Source organism: Streptomyces sp. NPDC088097 (assembly GCF_044741845.1).
In the GTDB taxonomy this organism is placed as follows: Bacteria; Actinomycetota; Actinomycetes; order Streptomycetales; family Streptomycetaceae; genus Streptomyces.
In genome coordinates this window covers 545,291-559,600 of sequence record NZ_JBIUTJ010000004.1, presented here as the reverse complement: position 1 = coordinate 559,600, position 14,310 = coordinate 545,291, and the positions used below count along the sequence as shown (strand labels likewise).

The 14,310-nt window shown below is 72.1% G+C and carries 11 protein-coding genes; 7 read left to right on the top strand and 4 right to left on the bottom strand.

Translation table 11 applies throughout. The features are described 5' to 3' along the window. Positions 1–4 precede the first annotated feature (4 nt). The 6 genes from ACIOD1_RS16380 to ACIOD1_RS16355 all read left to right on the top strand — a co-directional run bounded on the left by ACIOD1_RS16380 (position 5) and on the right by ACIOD1_RS16355 (position 6,700). Complete coding sequence (locus ACIOD1_RS16380) at positions 5–715, top strand: GntR family transcriptional regulator (RefSeq protein ID WP_365616574.1); 711 nt, start codon at positions 5–7, stop codon at positions 713–715. A gap of 199 nt (positions 716–914) precedes the next feature. Beyond that, positions 915–2,660, top strand: a complete 1,746-nt coding sequence (locus tag ACIOD1_RS16375; RefSeq protein ID WP_365616576.1) for an ABC transporter substrate-binding protein — start codon at positions 915–917, stop codon at positions 2,658–2,660. Between the two features lie 29 nt (positions 2,661–2,689). Then, a complete protein-coding gene (locus ACIOD1_RS16370) occupies positions 2,690–3,691 on the top strand; it encodes an ABC transporter permease (RefSeq protein ID WP_401902835.1) in 1,002 nt (333 codons plus the stop codon). Next, entirely contained in the window at positions 3,688–4,674 is a 987-nt protein-coding gene (locus tag ACIOD1_RS16365; RefSeq protein ID WP_365616580.1) for an ABC transporter permease, read from the top strand. Before ACIOD1_RS16370 ends, ACIOD1_RS16365 begins: the two co-directional genes overlap by 4 nt. Further along, positions 4,674–5,699: an ABC transporter ATP-binding protein gene (locus ACIOD1_RS16360; protein WP_365616582.1), complete on the top strand. Its 1,026-nt coding sequence runs from the start codon at positions 4,674–4,676 to the stop codon at positions 5,697–5,699. Before ACIOD1_RS16365 ends, ACIOD1_RS16360 begins: the two co-directional genes overlap by 1 nt. Further along, positions 5,696–6,700 (top strand): oligopeptide/dipeptide ABC transporter ATP-binding protein, encoded by a 1,005-nt coding sequence (locus ACIOD1_RS16355; RefSeq protein ID WP_365616584.1) that lies wholly within the window; start codon positions 5,696–5,698, stop codon positions 6,698–6,700. The genes ACIOD1_RS16360 and ACIOD1_RS16355 overlap by 4 nt, the downstream gene beginning before the upstream one ends. A 99-nt stretch (positions 6,701–6,799) precedes the next feature. Here ACIOD1_RS16355 and ACIOD1_RS16350 read toward each other — a convergent pair whose 3' ends face one another. Beyond that, positions 6,800–8,857, bottom strand: coding sequence for a prolyl oligopeptidase family serine peptidase (locus tag ACIOD1_RS16350; protein ID WP_365616586.1), 2,058 nt, complete (start codon positions 8,855–8,857; stop codon positions 6,800–6,802). A gap of 82 nt (positions 8,858–8,939) precedes the next feature. On the opposite strand from ACIOD1_RS16350, the gene ACIOD1_RS16345 reads away from it, so the two are divergent. Then, complete coding sequence (locus ACIOD1_RS16345; RefSeq protein WP_365616588.1) at positions 8,940–10,505, top strand: MFS transporter; 1,566 nt, start codon at positions 8,940–8,942, stop codon at positions 10,503–10,505. Here the strand turns inward: ACIOD1_RS16345 and ACIOD1_RS16340 are convergent. From ACIOD1_RS16340 to ACIOD1_RS16330, 3 genes are all read right to left on the bottom strand, one after another. After that, on the bottom strand, positions 10,502–11,971 hold the full coding sequence (locus tag ACIOD1_RS16340; protein WP_401902830.1) for a cytochrome P450: 1,470 nt from the start codon (positions 11,969–11,971) through the stop codon (positions 10,502–10,504). The genes ACIOD1_RS16345 and ACIOD1_RS16340 overlap by 4 nt on opposite strands. Before the next feature lie 118 nt (positions 11,972–12,089). Beyond that, positions 12,090–12,593 (bottom strand): NUDIX domain-containing protein, encoded by a 504-nt coding sequence (locus ACIOD1_RS16335; protein WP_365616590.1) that lies wholly within the window; start codon positions 12,591–12,593, stop codon positions 12,090–12,092. Positions 12,594–12,751: 158 nt separating this feature from the next. Continuing rightward, the gene (locus tag ACIOD1_RS16330; RefSeq protein WP_365616592.1) at positions 12,752–14,281 is read right to left on the bottom strand and encodes a UDP-N-acetylglucosamine 1-carboxyvinyltransferase; all 1,530 of its coding nucleotides are present in this window, start codon (positions 14,279–14,281) and stop codon (positions 12,752–12,754) included. Positions 14,282–14,310 lie beyond the last annotated feature (29 nt).

Sequence of the window (14,310 nt, the reverse complement as noted above, 5' to 3'; positions counted from 1 at the left end):
AGCAATGGGTGACCTGAAGCAGCACAGCCTCATCAAGGCTCAGGAACGGCTCCGGGACCAGGTCGGCCACGCCCTCCGAGCGGCTCTCATCGCCGGAGAGCTGCGCCCGGGCAGCGTCTACTCCGCCCCCGGGCTCGCCGCAGAACTGGGCGTCTCGGCCACGCCCGTGCGCGAGGCCATGCTCGACCTGGCCCGGGAGGGCCTCGTCGAGCCGGTCCGCAACAAGGGCTTCCGGATCACCGAGGTCAGCGAGCGCGACCTCGACCAGTACACCGAACTGCGCACGATGATCGAGGTCCCCACGATCGGCCGGATCACGAAGATCGCCACGGCGGAGCAGTTGGAGGCCCTGCGCCCGATCGCCGAGGAGATCGTCACCAGCGCCCGCGAGCACAACCTCATCGGGTACCTGGAGGCCGACCGCCGCTTCCACCTGTCCCTGCTGTCCCTCGCCGGCAACGACCGCCTGGTGGACACCGTCGGCGACCTGCGCAAGCGGTCCCGGCTGTACGGACTGACGGGGCTGGATGAGGCCGGGAAGCTGGTCTCCTCCGCCGAGGAGCACATCGAGTTGCTCGACCTGATGCTGACCGGCGACTCCGAGGCGGCGGAGGAGTGCATGACGCGCCACCTCGGCCACGTCCGCTCGCTCTGGGCCCAAGGCCGCGACGAGCCGGTCGGCCGCACCCAGGGTGGCCTCGGCTCGGGCCTCTAGGCCGGCCCGGGTCTCTGGGCCCGGCCGCGTGCCCGTCGCCGGTGGTGTCCGCCGGCGGCGCGCACGGCGTCAACTCGCCCTGTGCGCCAGGGATTCGGACACGGCTGGGTAACGGTGGCACCTGCCCCTTGTCAGTACAATTTCACATTACTATGTTACCGGTCACATCCTAAAGCGCGCCCTTCACTGGAGTGACCTCATGACCAAGCGCACCCAACTCGCCCTCGCCACCAGCCTGGTGGCCGCACTCGCCCTCGGTGCCTCGGGTTGCTCCGACCCCAAGAAGGGGGCGGGCGCAGCGCCTTCGGCCTCGAATCCCGCCGCCGCCAACGACGGCAAGGTCCTCGGAGGGAACCCGGTCAAGGGCGGCACCCTCACGGTCCTGTCCAACCAGGACTTCGCCCACCTCGATCCGGCCCGCAACTGGGTCATGCCGACGATGGACTTCGCCACCCGCCTCCTCTACCGGACCCTGGTGACCTTCAAGGCCGAGCCGGGCAAGGCCGGCAGCGAGCTGGTCCCCGACCTCGCCACCGACCTCGGGACCCCCTCCGACGGCGGCCGCACCTGGACCTTCACCCTCAAGGAGGGGGTCAAGTACGAGGACGGGACCCCGATCAGGGCCGAGGACGTCAAGTACAACGTCGAGCGCTCCTTCGCCCCCGACCTCACCGGCGGCCCCGACTACGCCGCCCAGTACCTGGCCGGCGCCGAGGGCTACAAGGGGCCGCTCCAGGGCAAGCACCTCGACTCCGTGAAGACCCCGGACGAGCGGACCATCGTCTTCGAACTCAAGCGTCCCGTCGCCGAGTTCTCCGCGACCACCACCCTGCCCACCTTCGCCCCCGTCCCGCAGTCCCGGGAGAAGGGGGCCCAGTACGACGCCCGCCCCTTCTCCTCCGGCCCGTACAAGATCGAGACGTACGACCGGGACAAGAAGCTCGTGCTCGTCCGCAACGAGCACTGGGACCCCAAGACGGACACCGTCCGCAAGGCCTACCCGGACCGGTTCGTCGTCGTGATGGGCCTCAAGGGCGGCCAGATCGACGACCGGATCATCGCCGGGGAGGGCGCCGACGCCTCCACCGTCGAGTACGCCGACATGCGCCCCGAGAGCGCGCCCAAGGTCCTGCCCGAGCCCGACGTCCGATCACGCCTGCTCGCCGAGTCCCAGGGCTGCACCGAGATGCTCCACCTCAACAACTCCCGGGCCCCCTTCGACGACCCGAAGGTGCGCGAGGCCCTCCAGTACGCGGTGGACAAGGAGGCCGTGGTCACCGCGGGCGGTGGACCGGCCCTCAACGAGATCGCCACCGCCTACCTGCCGCCCGCGCTCTCCGGCGGCAGGCAGGCCGACACCCTGAAGATCCCGGCCGCGGGCGACCCCGCCAAGGCCAAGGAACTCCTCAAGGCCGCCGGCAAGGAACGGCTGAAGGTCTCCCTGTCGGTCTCCACCGGAGACAAGGGCAAGGGCGAGGCCATCCAGCAGGGCCTGGCCCGCGCCGGTGTCGAGGTGGTCCTCGACACCGTCGACCCGGGCGCCTACTACGACGTCATCGGCGACCTCTCCACCACCCCGGACATGAGCCTCGCCGGCTGGTGCCCCGACTACCCCTCCGGGTCCACCTGGATCCCCTTCGTCTTCGACGGCCGCACCATCAAGGAGAAGGGCAACCAGGGCAACAACAGCCAGTTCCGCGACGAGGCCACCATGAAGCGCATCGACGAGATCAACGCCATGGCCGACGCCAAGGAGGCCAACCGGGCCTGGATCGACCTCGACGCCGAGATCATGAAGAAGTCCCCGTCCGTACCGCTCCTGCTGGAGCGCAAGCCGCTCCTGGTCGGCACCAACATCGCCGGCGCCTTCGGTCACCCGGTCTGGACCGGCACCATCGACTACGGGACCCTCGGCCTCAAGGACCCGGCCAAGAGCCGGGGTTGAGGGAGTCGAGGCAACGGTCCCGAGACACGATGACCACCACCGCACCGGGAGCCGCCGACGAGGCGCCCCCGGACCCCGCCGCCCCCGGCCCGTCCACCCCCGACCCGGCCGCCCCCGCCAAGGACCGCCCCACCGGCAGCAGCCCCTGGCAGCTCGCCCGGCGCGAACTGCGCCGCCGGCCCGCCGTCCGCGTCAGCCTCGGCGTCGTCCTGCTCTTCGTCCTGATGGCCCTCGCCGCGCCCTGGCTGGGCGCCCTCGGCGGCTGGTCCCCCGACGCGTTCGACAAGGCCGCCGTCGACCCCTACCTCGGCGGCAAGCCCCTCGGCTCGCTCGGCGGGATCAGCCCCGAGCACTGGCTGGGCGTCGAACCGGTCACCGGCCGCGACCTGTTCGCCCGCGTCGTCCACGGCGCCCGGGTCTCCCTGCTCATCGCCTTCTCCGCCACCGCCGTCGTCGTCCTCGCGGGGACCGCCGCCGGCATCGCGGCCGGCTACTTCGGCGGCCGCGTCGACGCGCTGCTCTCCCGGCTGATGGACCTCACCATGTCCTTCCCCTCCCTCATCTTCATGATCGCGATGCTGTCGGTGGCCAAGGACGTCAACCGGATCGTGCTCATGACCGCCGTCATCGGCCTGTTCGGCTGGCCCGGCATCGCCCGCGTCGTGCGGGGCCAGACCCTCTCCCTCAAACACCGCGAGTACGTCGACGCCGCCCGCGTCGCCGGCGCCGGCGCCTGGCGGATCCTCACCCGCGACATCCTCCCCGGGGTCTCCGGGCCGGTCATCGCCTACACCACCCTGCTCGTCCCCGGCATGATCAGCACCGAGGCGGCGCTCAGCTACCTCGGCGTGGGCGTCCGCCCGCCGACCCCCTCCTGGGGCCAGATGATCGCCGAGTCCGTCGCCTTCTACGAGACCGACCCCATGTACTTCGTCATCCCCAGCGTCTTCCTCTTCCTCGCCGTGCTCGCCTTCACCCTGCTCGGAGACGCCCTGCGCGACATCCTCGACCCGAGGGGAGGCCGTACGTGATCCTCTACCTCCTGCGCAGGCTGCTCGCCCTGGCCGGCGTGCTGCTGGCCATCGCCGCCGTCACCTTCCTCGTCTTCTACGTCCTGCCCAGCGACCCGGCCGCCGCGGCCTGCGGCAAGACCTGCAGCGCCGAACGCCTCGCCGACGTACGGGCCCACCTCGGCCTCGACCTGCCCCTGTGGAGGCAGTTCGCCGACTTCCTCTCCGGCATCTTCACCGGGCGCACCCTCGGCTCCGGCCAGTACGCCGTCCCCTGCGACTTCCCCTGCCTCGGGTACTCGTACGAGAACTCCCTGCCCGTCTGGGACCTGCTCATGGACCGGCTCCCGGTCTCCGCGTCCCTCGCCGTCGGGGCGGCCGTGCTCTGGCTCGTCCTCGGTCTCGGCGCCGGGGTGACCGCCGCCCTGCGCAAGGACACCGCCACCGACAAGGCCCTGATGGTCGGCGCGGTCGCCGCCGCCTCGCTGCCCGTCTACTTCACCTCCGTCCTGCTCATCCACGGGGTCATCCGCCTCGCCGGCCTGCTGCCCTACCCCACCTACCGGGCCTTCACCGACGACCCCCTCGCCTGGGCGCAGAACCTGCTGCTGCCCTGGATCGCGCTCGCCCTGCTCTACGCCGCCATGTACGCCCGCCAGAGCCGCGGTTCGATGATCGAGGCGATGGCCGAGCCGTACATCCGTACCGCCCGCGCCAAGGGCATGCCCGAACGCACCGTCGTCCTCAAGCACGGACTGCGCTCCGGGATGACCCCGATCCTCACCCTCTTCGGCATGGACCTGGGCGGACTCCTCGCCGGCGCCGTCATCACCGAGTCCCTCTTCGGCCTGCCCGGCATCGGCCGGCTCTTCTACGGCGCGCTCGTCAGCTCCGACCAGCCCGTCGTCCTCGGCGTCACCCTGCTCGCCGCCTTCTTCATCGTCGTCGCGAACCTCGTCGTCGACCTCCTGTACGCCGTCGTCGACCCGAGGGTGAGGTACTGATGGACCGGTCCGCCGCGCCGCCCCTGCTCGAAGTGCGCGACCTGAGCGTCACCTTCACCACCCCGCGCGGCGCCGTCCGCGCCGTCGACTCCCTCGGCTTCACCGTGCAGGCCGGCCGCACCCTCGGCATCGTCGGCGAGTCCGGCTCCGGCAAGTCCGTGACCTCCCTCGCCGTCATGGGCCTGCACCGGGCGGGCGCCGAGGTCGCCGGTTCGGTCGCGCTGTCCGGACGCGAACTGACCGCCCTGTCCGAGCGGGAACTCTCCCGGATCCGGGGCCGCCGCATGGCCATGATCTTCCAGGACCCGCTGTCCAGCCTGCACCCCTACTACACCGTCGGCGAGCAGATCGCCGAGCACGTCCGCGTGCACCTGCGGGCCGGGCGGGCCGCCGCGCGCAAACGCGCCGTCGACATGCTCGGCGAGGTGGGCATCCCCGAACCGGCCCGCCGCGCGGGGGAGTACCCGCACCAGTTCTCCGGCGGCATGCGCCAGCGCGTGATGATCGCCATGGCCCTGGCCTGCGAGCCCGAACTCCTCATCGCCGACGAACCCACCACCGCCCTCGACGTCACCGTCCAGGCGCAGATCCTGGAGCTGATCGCCCGCATCCAGGAACAGCGCGGCCTGGGCGTGGTCATGATCACCCACGACCTCGGCGTGGTCGCCCGGGTCGCCCACGAGGTGCTCGTCATGTACGGCGGGCGGGCTGCCGAACAAGCCCCGGTCGACGAGCTGTTCGCCGACCCCGCCCACCCCTACACCCGCGGCCTGCTCGATTCCCTGCCCCGCCTCGACACCGACGAGGACGCCCCCCTGCCCTCCATCCCCGGCTCCCCGCCGTCCCTGCTGACCCCCGCCCCGGGCTGCGCCTTCGCCCCCCGCTGCCCCCGGGCCGCCGCACGCTGCGCGCGGGAGCGCCCCCGGTTCACGGCGTACGGGGACGGGCCGCCGCGCGCGGTCGCCTGCCACTTCGCCGGGCCACCCTCCACGCCCTCCGCCGCCGCCGAGGAGGCGCTCCGATGACGCGAAGCACCCCGGCGGGCGGGCCCGCCGGCGGCGCGACCGAGCCACTGCTCTCCGTACGCGACCTGACCATGACCTTCCCGGGCCGCCGCTCGCCGATCGGCCGCCGGGGAGCGCCGGTGCGGGCCGTCGACGGGGTCTCCTTCGACCTCGCGGCCGGGCAGACCCTGGGCCTGGTGGGGGAGTCGGGCTGCGGCAAGTCCACCACCGGGCGGATGCTGGTGCGGCTCCTGGAACCCACCTCCGGCAGCATCGCCTTCGAGGGCAGGGAGATCGGCCGCCTCTCCCAGGGCGCCCTGCGACCGCTGCGCAAGAACATCCAGATGGTCTTCCAGGACCCCCACTCCTCCCTCAACCCCCGCCAGACGGTGGCCCGGATCATCTCCGACCCGTTGCTCGTCCAGGGCTGGAGCGCGGGCGACGCCCGCCGCCGGGCCGCCGAGCTGATGGAGCTGACCGGCCTCATCCCCGAGCACATCGACCGCTACCCGCACGAGTTCTCCGGCGGCCAGGCCCAGCGCATCGGCATCGCCCGCTCGCTGGCCACCAGCCCCCGCCTGGTCATCGCCGACGAGCCGGTCTCGGCCCTCGACGTCTCCGTCCAGGCGCAGATCGTCAACCTGATGGAGCGGCTGCGCACCGAACTGGGCCTGGCCTACGTGTTCATCGCGCACGACCTGTCGGTGGTCAAGAGGGTCAGCGACCGGGTCGCCGTCATGTACCTCGGCCGGATCGTCGAGATCGGGGACAAGAAGGCCCTGTACGAGGACCCGCGGCACCCCTACACCCGGGCGCTGCTGTCCGCCGTTCCGCTGCCCGACCCGGCGGCGGAACGGCGCAGGGAGCGGATCGTGCTGCTCGGCGACCCGCCGAGCCCGGCCGCCCCGCCCCCCGGCTGCGCCTTCCACCCGCGCTGCCCGGTGGCGCGGGACGTCTGCCGCACCGAGCGGCCGCTCCTGAGGTCCGTCGCCTCCCGCGAGGTGGCCTGCCACCTGGCGTAGCCACAGACCCCCGGGGGCCTGACGGGGACCCCGGGTACGGGAAGGGCCCCGGAGACAACGGCGTCTCCGGGGCCCTTCCGCGTCCGTCCGTGGGAGCGGCTACGCCAGTTCGCGGCGGAAGAAGTCCAGTTGGAGGGCCATCACCTTCTCCTTGGTGCCGCCCGGGGTCATGTGGGTGACCCCCGGCAGCGCCAACAGGCTGTGCGGGCGTCCGGCGTCCGTCAGCGCCCGCGACAGGCGCAGGGTGTGCGAGGGGTGGACGTTGTCGTCGGCCAGGCCCGTGATCAGCATCAGCGGCCGGCTCAGCGCGGGCGCGTCCGCGATCAGGCAATCCCGCTCGTACGCCTCCGGGTGCTCGCTCGGCAGCCCCAGGTACCGCTCGGTGTACGCGGTGTCGTAGCGGCGGAAATCGGTGGGCGCGGCGCCGGCCGCCGCCGCGTGGAAGACGTCCGGGCGGCGCAGGACGGCCAGCGCGGCCAGGTAGCCCCCGTAGGACCAGCCGCGCACCCCGACCCGGTCGAGGTCCAGGTCCGGGTGGCGGGCGCCGAGCGCGCGCAGGGCGGCGACCTGGTCGTCCAGGGTGACGTCGGAGAAGCCCCGGTACACGGCGTGGGTGAAGGCGGGCGAGACGTACGGGGTGCCCCGGTTGTCGACGGTGACCACCGCGAAGCCCTGGTCGGCCCACCACTGGCGGTGCTGCCAGCGCAGCGGTTCGGCGCTGACGTCCTGGAAGCAGGGGCCGCCGTAGCTGTCCATCAGGACGGGCAGCTTCCGGCCGGGGACGTGGCCCCGGGGCAGCACCAACGCGGTCGGGATCCCGTGCTCGGTGACCCGTTCCAGGAGCGGCACCACCCGGTGGGGCAGCGGGGCCGACAGGTCCGCAGGGGCGAACTCGCGGCCGTCCGAGGTGCGTACGGTGCGCCGGATCCCGTCGGCGTCGGCGGAGGTCAGCAGCAGGCTCCCCGACTGTGCGGAGACGGAGTGCACCCCGGGGCCGTCGGCGAGCGGGGTCAGCTCGCCGGTCGCCGGGTCCAGCAGCAGCACCTGCTGCTCGGAGGGGTCGCGCAGGCCGGCCTCGATCAGCAGCCGGCCCTCGTGGACCCCGGCCACCCGGCGGACCTGGACGCCGTCCCCGGTGAGGGGCTTCCCGTCGACGGCGAGCCCGCGCGCGAGCCCGCCGGGGGTGTCGACGGCGGTCAGCGTGCGCCCGTCGGGCAGCCGCGCCGGGGTTCCGGGGAGCATCGGGTCGACCCACTGGGGGTGCGTGGTGCGCGAGAGCTCCCGGGTGCGGCCGGTGACCGGGTCGGCGCTGAGCAGCAGGACGTTCCGCTGGAGCCGGTCCTGCACGGTGAGCAGGATCTCCTCCGCGGACTCCCAGCCCGCCTCGGAGACGTACGGGTGTGCCTCGGCGTCCCAGTCGAGCCGGATCCGGCTCCCGTCCGGGCGCAGCACCCACAGCTGTACGTCGGCGTTGGGGCCGTCCGCCTCCGGGTACGCGAAGTCCTCCGCCGGAAGCTCGGGGTGCGCGGGGTCGGCGAACCAGCGCCGCTGGAGGGCGGACTCGTCCACCCGGGCGGCCAGCAGGGTCTGCCCGTCGGGGGACCACCAGTGGCCCCGTTCCCGCCCGAGTTCCTCGGCGGCGGCGAACTCGGCGATGCCCCAGCGGGCCCCGTCGTCGGGGCTGACACGGCCGCCGGGGATGGTGTGGAGGGCGTCGGCGGTGACGTACGCGGTGCGGGAGCCGTCGGCGTTGGGGCGGGGGTCGTGGGCGGGTCCGGCCACGGGGAGTTCCTCGGGCCGTCCGGTTCCGTCGGCGGTGACCGCGTAGAGCCGCCCGTGGAGGGCGAAGACGGCGCGGCGGCCGTCGGCGGTGAGGGCGTAGGAGCCGATGCCGGCGGCGACGAGGCGGATCCGTTCGCGCAGCCTGCGCTCGGTGACGGGCAGTTCTCCGCCCTCGGGGGAGAGGACGCGGGGGTCGGCGAGCCGGGTTTCGGCGCCGGTGGCGGTGTCGAGCACCCAGAGGTCGTCGAGGGGGTCGGTGGGCCCCGTCGAGCGCAGGAACCACAGGAGCCGGCCCTCGTCGCCGAAGGTGAGGGCGCGGGGGGCTCCGTAGGTAAACCGGTTGGTCTCGGCGGTCAGTCGGAGGAAGTCATCCATCACGCCAGTCTGCCATGTGAAATATCACATGGCCTAGGCCAGTCGAGTGGTGACCCAAGGGCCACGGGCATAACTTCGACTAGTGGACCCGAACGCACTGCCGACCAGCAACGGGACCGACGGCAAGGTCCGAGGGGGCGGAAAAGGGCTGGCCCTGTTCGTCATCGCCTCCTGTCAACTCATGGTCGTTCTCGACATCACCATCGTGAACATCGCGCTCCCGCACATCCAGACCGCCCTCGGCTTCTCGACGGAGAGCCTTTCCTGGGTGGTCAACGCCTACACGCTCACCTTCGGCGGGCTCCTCCTGCTCGGCGGGCGCACCGGCGACATCCTGGGCCGCAAACGCGTGTTCATCTTCGGCGTGCTGCTGTTCGGCCTGGCCTCCCTCCTCGGAGGCTTCTCCCAGAACTCCGGCCAACTCATGGCCGCCCGGGCCCTCCAAGGCGTCGGCGGGGCCATCGCCTCCCCGACCGCACTCGCCCTGATCACCACCACCTTCCGCGAAGGCCCGGCCCGCAACCGGGCCTTCGGTGTGTTCGCGGCCGTCTCGGCCGGCGGCGGCGCGATCGGCCTCCTTGCGGGCGGCATCCTCGTCGAATGGCTCAACTGGCGCTGGGTGCTCTTCGTCAACGTCCCGATCGCCGTGATCATCGCCGTACTGGCCAGGCGGGTCCTGCGCGAGTCCGAACGGCACCCCGGCCACTTCGACCTCGCGGGCGCGCTGCTGTCCACCGCGGGCATGGTCACCCTCGTCTACGGCTTCATCCGCGCCTCCCAGGAAGGCTGGCGCGATCCGGTGACCATCGGTTCCTTCGTGGCCGCCGTGATCCTGCTGTCCCTGTTCGTCGTCAACGAGCGCCGGTCGCCACAGCCGATCACCCCGCTGCACATGTTCGCCGACCGCAACCGCGCGGGAACGTACGGGATCATGCTGTTCCTCGCCTGCGCGATCTTCGGCATGTTCTTCTTCCTGACCCTGTTCGTGCAGAACGTCCTGGGCTTCAGCCCGCTGCGGGCCGGTCTCGCCTTCCTGCCCATCAGTGCCATGATCGCGATCGCGGCCGGGACGGCCTCGCAACTGCTGCCCAAATTCGGGCCCAAACCCTTCATGGTCGTGGGCGCGCTGTGCTGCGCGGGGGGCCTCGCCTGGCTGACGCAGACCGACGTCGACTCCACCTACCTGGGCAGCATCCTCGGGCCGATGCTGATCTTCGCCACCGGCATGGGGCTGCAGTTCGTCTCGCTGACGCTGATGGCCCTCTCCAACGTCCGTGACCGAGAATCGGGAGCGGCCTCCGGGCTGCTCAACACGATGCAACAGATCGGCGGATCGCTCGGCCTGTCCATCCTGGTGACGGTCTTCGGCACGGCCAGCCGAAGCGAGGCGAAACAGCAGGTGCCGGACTTCCTGTCCACGGCCGGCCCCGCCGACAAGGCCCTCTTCGCGCGCACCGGACAACTGCCCAAACCCTGGTCCGACCAGGTCCTGACCTCGGGCGTCAGCTCGGCCTTCGTCGCCGCCGCCCTGTTCACCCTGGTCGGCGCGGCCATCGCGCTGTTCGTCATCCAGGTCCGACCCTCGGACCTCCAACGGCTCCAGGGCAACCACACGCCGGCGCCGGCCCAGGAGGAGAGCGGGCGTTAGGCGCCCGGGGCGTCGGGAGCGGGGGCGGGGGCGCCGGTCGGGCGGATCCGGACGCGGACCGGGCCCGTCGGGCGCAGGGTGATTCCCGCGGCCACCGGGACCTCGGTGTCCACGGCCTCGAACTCGTAGGCGCGCAGGACCATCGCCAGCGCGATCACGGACTCCAGCATCGAGAAGTGCTGCCCTATGCAGGCGCGCGGGCCGCCACCGAAGGGGAACCAGGCGTAGCGGGGCCGCCCGGCCTCAGCCTCCGGGGTGAAGCGGTCGGGGTCGAAGCGTTCCGGGTCGCTCCAGTAGTCGGGGTGGCGGTGCGTCACCCACGGCGCCAGGATCACGTCGGCGCCCGCCGGGATCCGACGGCCCCCGATCTCGGTCGCGGCCACTGCCTTGCGGCCGATCACCGGCGCCGCGGGGTAGAGCCGCATGGCCTCCTTGAGCACCCGCGTCAGGTACGGGAGCCGCTCCAGGTCGGCCGCCTCGGGATCCCGCCCGCCCAGGACGCGGACGATCTCCTCGCGCGCCCGGGCCTGTTCCTCGGGGTGGCGGGCGAGCAGGTGCAGGGAGAAGGCCAGCGAGGTCGCCGTCGTCTCGTGGCCGGCCAGCAGGAAGATCAACACCTGGTCGCGCAGTTCGGCCACGTCGAAGGATCCGTCGCCGGCGCCGGTGCTCCCGGCGGCGCTCCCGGCGGCGGCGAGCAGCGTCAGCAGGTCCCCGCCCGCGTCCTCGCTTCCGTCCTCGCACTCGGCCTCGGCCCCGGCCGTGGCCCGGCGCCGTGCGACGATCCGGTCGCAGACCGCGTACATCTCCTCCATCGCGGCGGCGGCCCGCCGGTTGCCCGGAGTGGGCCAGGCGCGCGGGATGTTGGCAGGGGAGTAGCCGCGGCGTACCACGTACTCGGTGATGACCGGGAAGCAGCGGTCGACGACGTCGACGGTGGTGTCCACGTCGGTGCCGAAGAGGATCCGGGCGACGGCGCGCAGGGCCAGGTGCGTCATCTCGCCGGAGACGTCGACGATCCCGTCGACGGCCTCGCTCCACGACTCCAGCGTCGCCGCGGTCTCGCTCGCCACGGCCGCGGCGTAGCCGTCCACCCGCTTGCGGGTGAACAGCGGCTGCACCAACCGGCGCTGGCGCAGGTAGTCCTCGTCCTGGCTGGTCAGCAGACCGTTGCCGAAGGAGTCCCGGATCTCCTGGTAGAAGGTGCTGTCCTTGCGGAAGTTGGCCGCCTCGGAGGCCAGCACCCGCTGGGCGCCCTCCGCGGAGAAGACGCAGTACAGCTCCGTCCGCAGCCCGGGCGGCCCGGCGCTGATCCGTACGAGGTCGCCGTGGTCACGGCGGGCCCGCAGGAAGGTGGCGAGGGAGTCCGCACGGAGTTCGAGGAACGCCCCGAGCAGGGGACCGCCCTCCAGGGCGGGGACTTCCCCGCCCGAGCCGGTCCTGCCGCTCTGCCCTGTCATCGCCGCCATGGCCGCCCCCTCGACACCGCTCCGTCGGCCCGAGTCTGCCGTGCCCGCGCGGGGCGGGGCGAGGGCCGGCGCCCCGCGCGGCCGAATATCGACGCACCTCGCGACGGACGCGGTCCGCCTACGGAAGCTCCTGCGGAACCTCCAGGTAGGCGACCCGGCCTTCCCGGCGCGCCGAGTCGATCTCCCGCAGCCGGCGGAAACCCGTCGGGGTCATCAGCCGTTCCCAGGCGGCCACGGTGTGGACCGCCACCGCGTCGTGCTCCTCCGGGTCCAGGACGAACGCCGCGATCTGGGCGTCGGTGAGGGTCCCGCCGTCGAAGATGAAACCGATGTGGTTGGCGGGCCACGCCTCGCCCCGGTGCCCGACGAACTGGGTCCCCAGGAGCTTCGGTTCCCCCTCGAAGACCAACCCGGTCTCCTCCAGGCACTCCCGCACGGCGCACTGCCAGGGAGTCTCCCCGGGATCCATGTTCCCGCCGGGCCACTGCCAGGCCTCGTCCGTGTACACCGCCCGCAGCTGCACCGGTCGCCCGGCGGTGTCGGTGAAGTACAGGCAGGCGTAACTCGTGGCCTGCGCGATGGTCCGTACGTACTCCGCCGGCGGAAGCCAACCACTGCCCATGCGAACCCCCTGAGTGCGCCCGTTCCCGGTCACCCCGACCGGCCGGCCGACCCCCGGCCGCCCTCGGCAGCGTATACGCGCCCCGCCCACGCCGTCCGGGGTCCGGGCGCCGCCGCACGGTGCGGCGCCCCGGCTCGCCCTTCCGGCCCGAGGGTCGCCTAGATGTCCCGGAAGATCTCGATTTGGGCGCCGACCGAGTTGAGGCGCTCCGCGAGTTCCTCGTAGCCGCGGTTGATGACGTAGACGTTGCGCAGGACCGAGGTGCCTTCCGCCGCCATCATGGCGAGCAGGACGACCACCGCCGGGCGCAGGGCCGGCGGGCACATCATCTCTGCCGCGCGCCAGCGGGTGGGGCCCTCGACCAGGACGCGGTGGGGGTCCAGGAGCTGGAGGCGGCCGCCGAGGCGGTTGAGGTCCGTGAGGTAGATGGCCCGGTTGTCGTAGACCCAGTCGTGGATCAGGGTCTGACCCTGCGCCACGGCGGCGATGGCCGCGAAGAAGGGGACGTTGTCGATGTTCAGCCCGGGGAACGGCATCGGGTGGATCTTGTCGATCGGGGCTTCGAGCTTGGAGGGGCGGACCGTGAGGTCGACCAGGCGGGTGCGGCCGTTGTCGGCCACGTACTCCGCCGAGCGGTCGTGGTCGAGGCCCATCTCCTCCAGGACCGCGAGCTCGATCTCCATGAACTCGATCGGGACCCGGCGGATCGTCAGCTCCGATTCCGTGACCACCGCGGCGGCGAGCAGGCTCATCGCCTCGACCGGGTCCTCGGAGGGGGAGTAGTCCACGTCCACGTCGATGACGGGGACGCCGTGGACGGTGAGGGTGGTCGTGCCGATGCCCTCCACCTTGACGCCCAGGGCCTCCAGGAAGAAGCAGAGGTCCTGGACCATGTAGTTCGAGGAGGCGTTGCGGATGACGGTGACGCCGTCGTGGCGGGCCGCGGCCAGCAGGGCGTTCTCGGTGACCGTGTCCCCGCGCTCGGTCAGCACGATCGGACGGCCGGGGGAGACCCCCGGTTCGACCTGCGCGTGGTAGATGCCCTCGGTGGCGGTGATGTCCAGGCCGAAGCGGCGCAGGGCGATCATGTGCGGCTCGATGGTGCGGGTGCCGAGGTCGCAGCCGCCGGCGTACGGCAGGCGGAAGTGGTCCATGCGGTGCAGCAGGGGGCCCAGGAACATGATGATGCTCCGGGTCCGGCGGGCCGCGTCCGCGTCCATGGCCTCCATGTCGAGGCGGGCCGGCGGGACGAGCTCCAGGTCGACGCCGTCGTTGATCCAGCGGGTGCGGACGCCGATGGAGTTCAGGACCTCCAGGAGGCGGTAGACCTCCTCGATGCGCGCGACCCGGCGCAGGACCGTACGGCCCTTGTTGAGCAGCGAGGCGCACAGCAGCGCCACGCAGGCGTTCTTGCTCGTCTTGACGTCGATCGCGCCGGACAGACGGCGACCGCCGACCACGCGCAGGTGCATCGGACCGGCGTAACCCAGGGAGACGATCTCGCTGTCGAGCGCTTCACCGATTCGAGCGATCATCTCAAGGCTGATGTTCTGGTTGCCGCGTTCGATCCGGTTCACCGCGCTCTGGCTGGTGCCGAGCGCTTCGGCGAGCTGGGTCTGTGTCCAGCCCCTGTGCTGCCGGGCGTCACGGATGAGCTTGCCGATGCGTACGAGGTAGTCGTCTGCCATGGGTGCACGGTATCTCAGATATGAGATTC

Excerpts from the sequence above, each read along its gene's own strand:
- ACIOD1_RS16355 (WP_365616584.1), top strand. The coding sequence starts at position 5,696 with ATGACGCGAAGCACCCCGGCGGGCGGGCCCGCCGGCGGCGCGACCGAG.
- ACIOD1_RS16360 (WP_365616582.1), top strand. The coding sequence starts at position 4,674 with ATGGACCGGTCCGCCGCGCCGCCCCTGCTCGAAGTGCGCGACCTGAGC.
- ACIOD1_RS16330 (WP_365616592.1), bottom strand. The coding sequence starts at position 14,281 with ATGGCAGACGACTACCTCGTACGCATCGGCAAGCTCATCCGTGACGCC.
- ACIOD1_RS16375 (WP_365616576.1), top strand. The coding sequence starts at position 915 with ATGACCAAGCGCACCCAACTCGCCCTCGCCACCAGCCTGGTGGCCGCA.
- ACIOD1_RS16335 (WP_365616590.1), bottom strand. The coding sequence starts at position 12,593 with ATGGGCAGTGGTTGGCTTCCGCCGGCGGAGTACGTACGGACCATCGCG.
- ACIOD1_RS16370 (WP_401902835.1), top strand. The coding sequence starts at position 2,690 with ATGACCACCACCGCACCGGGAGCCGCCGACGAGGCGCCCCCGGACCCC.
- ACIOD1_RS16340 (WP_401902830.1), bottom strand. The coding sequence starts at position 11,971 with ATGGCGGCGATGACAGGGCAGAGCGGCAGGACCGGCTCGGGCGGGGAA.
- ACIOD1_RS16380 (WP_365616574.1), top strand. The coding sequence starts at position 5 with ATGGGTGACCTGAAGCAGCACAGCCTCATCAAGGCTCAGGAACGGCTC.
- ACIOD1_RS16350 (WP_365616586.1), bottom strand. The coding sequence starts at position 8,857 with ATGGATGACTTCCTCCGACTGACCGCCGAGACCAACCGGTTTACCTAC.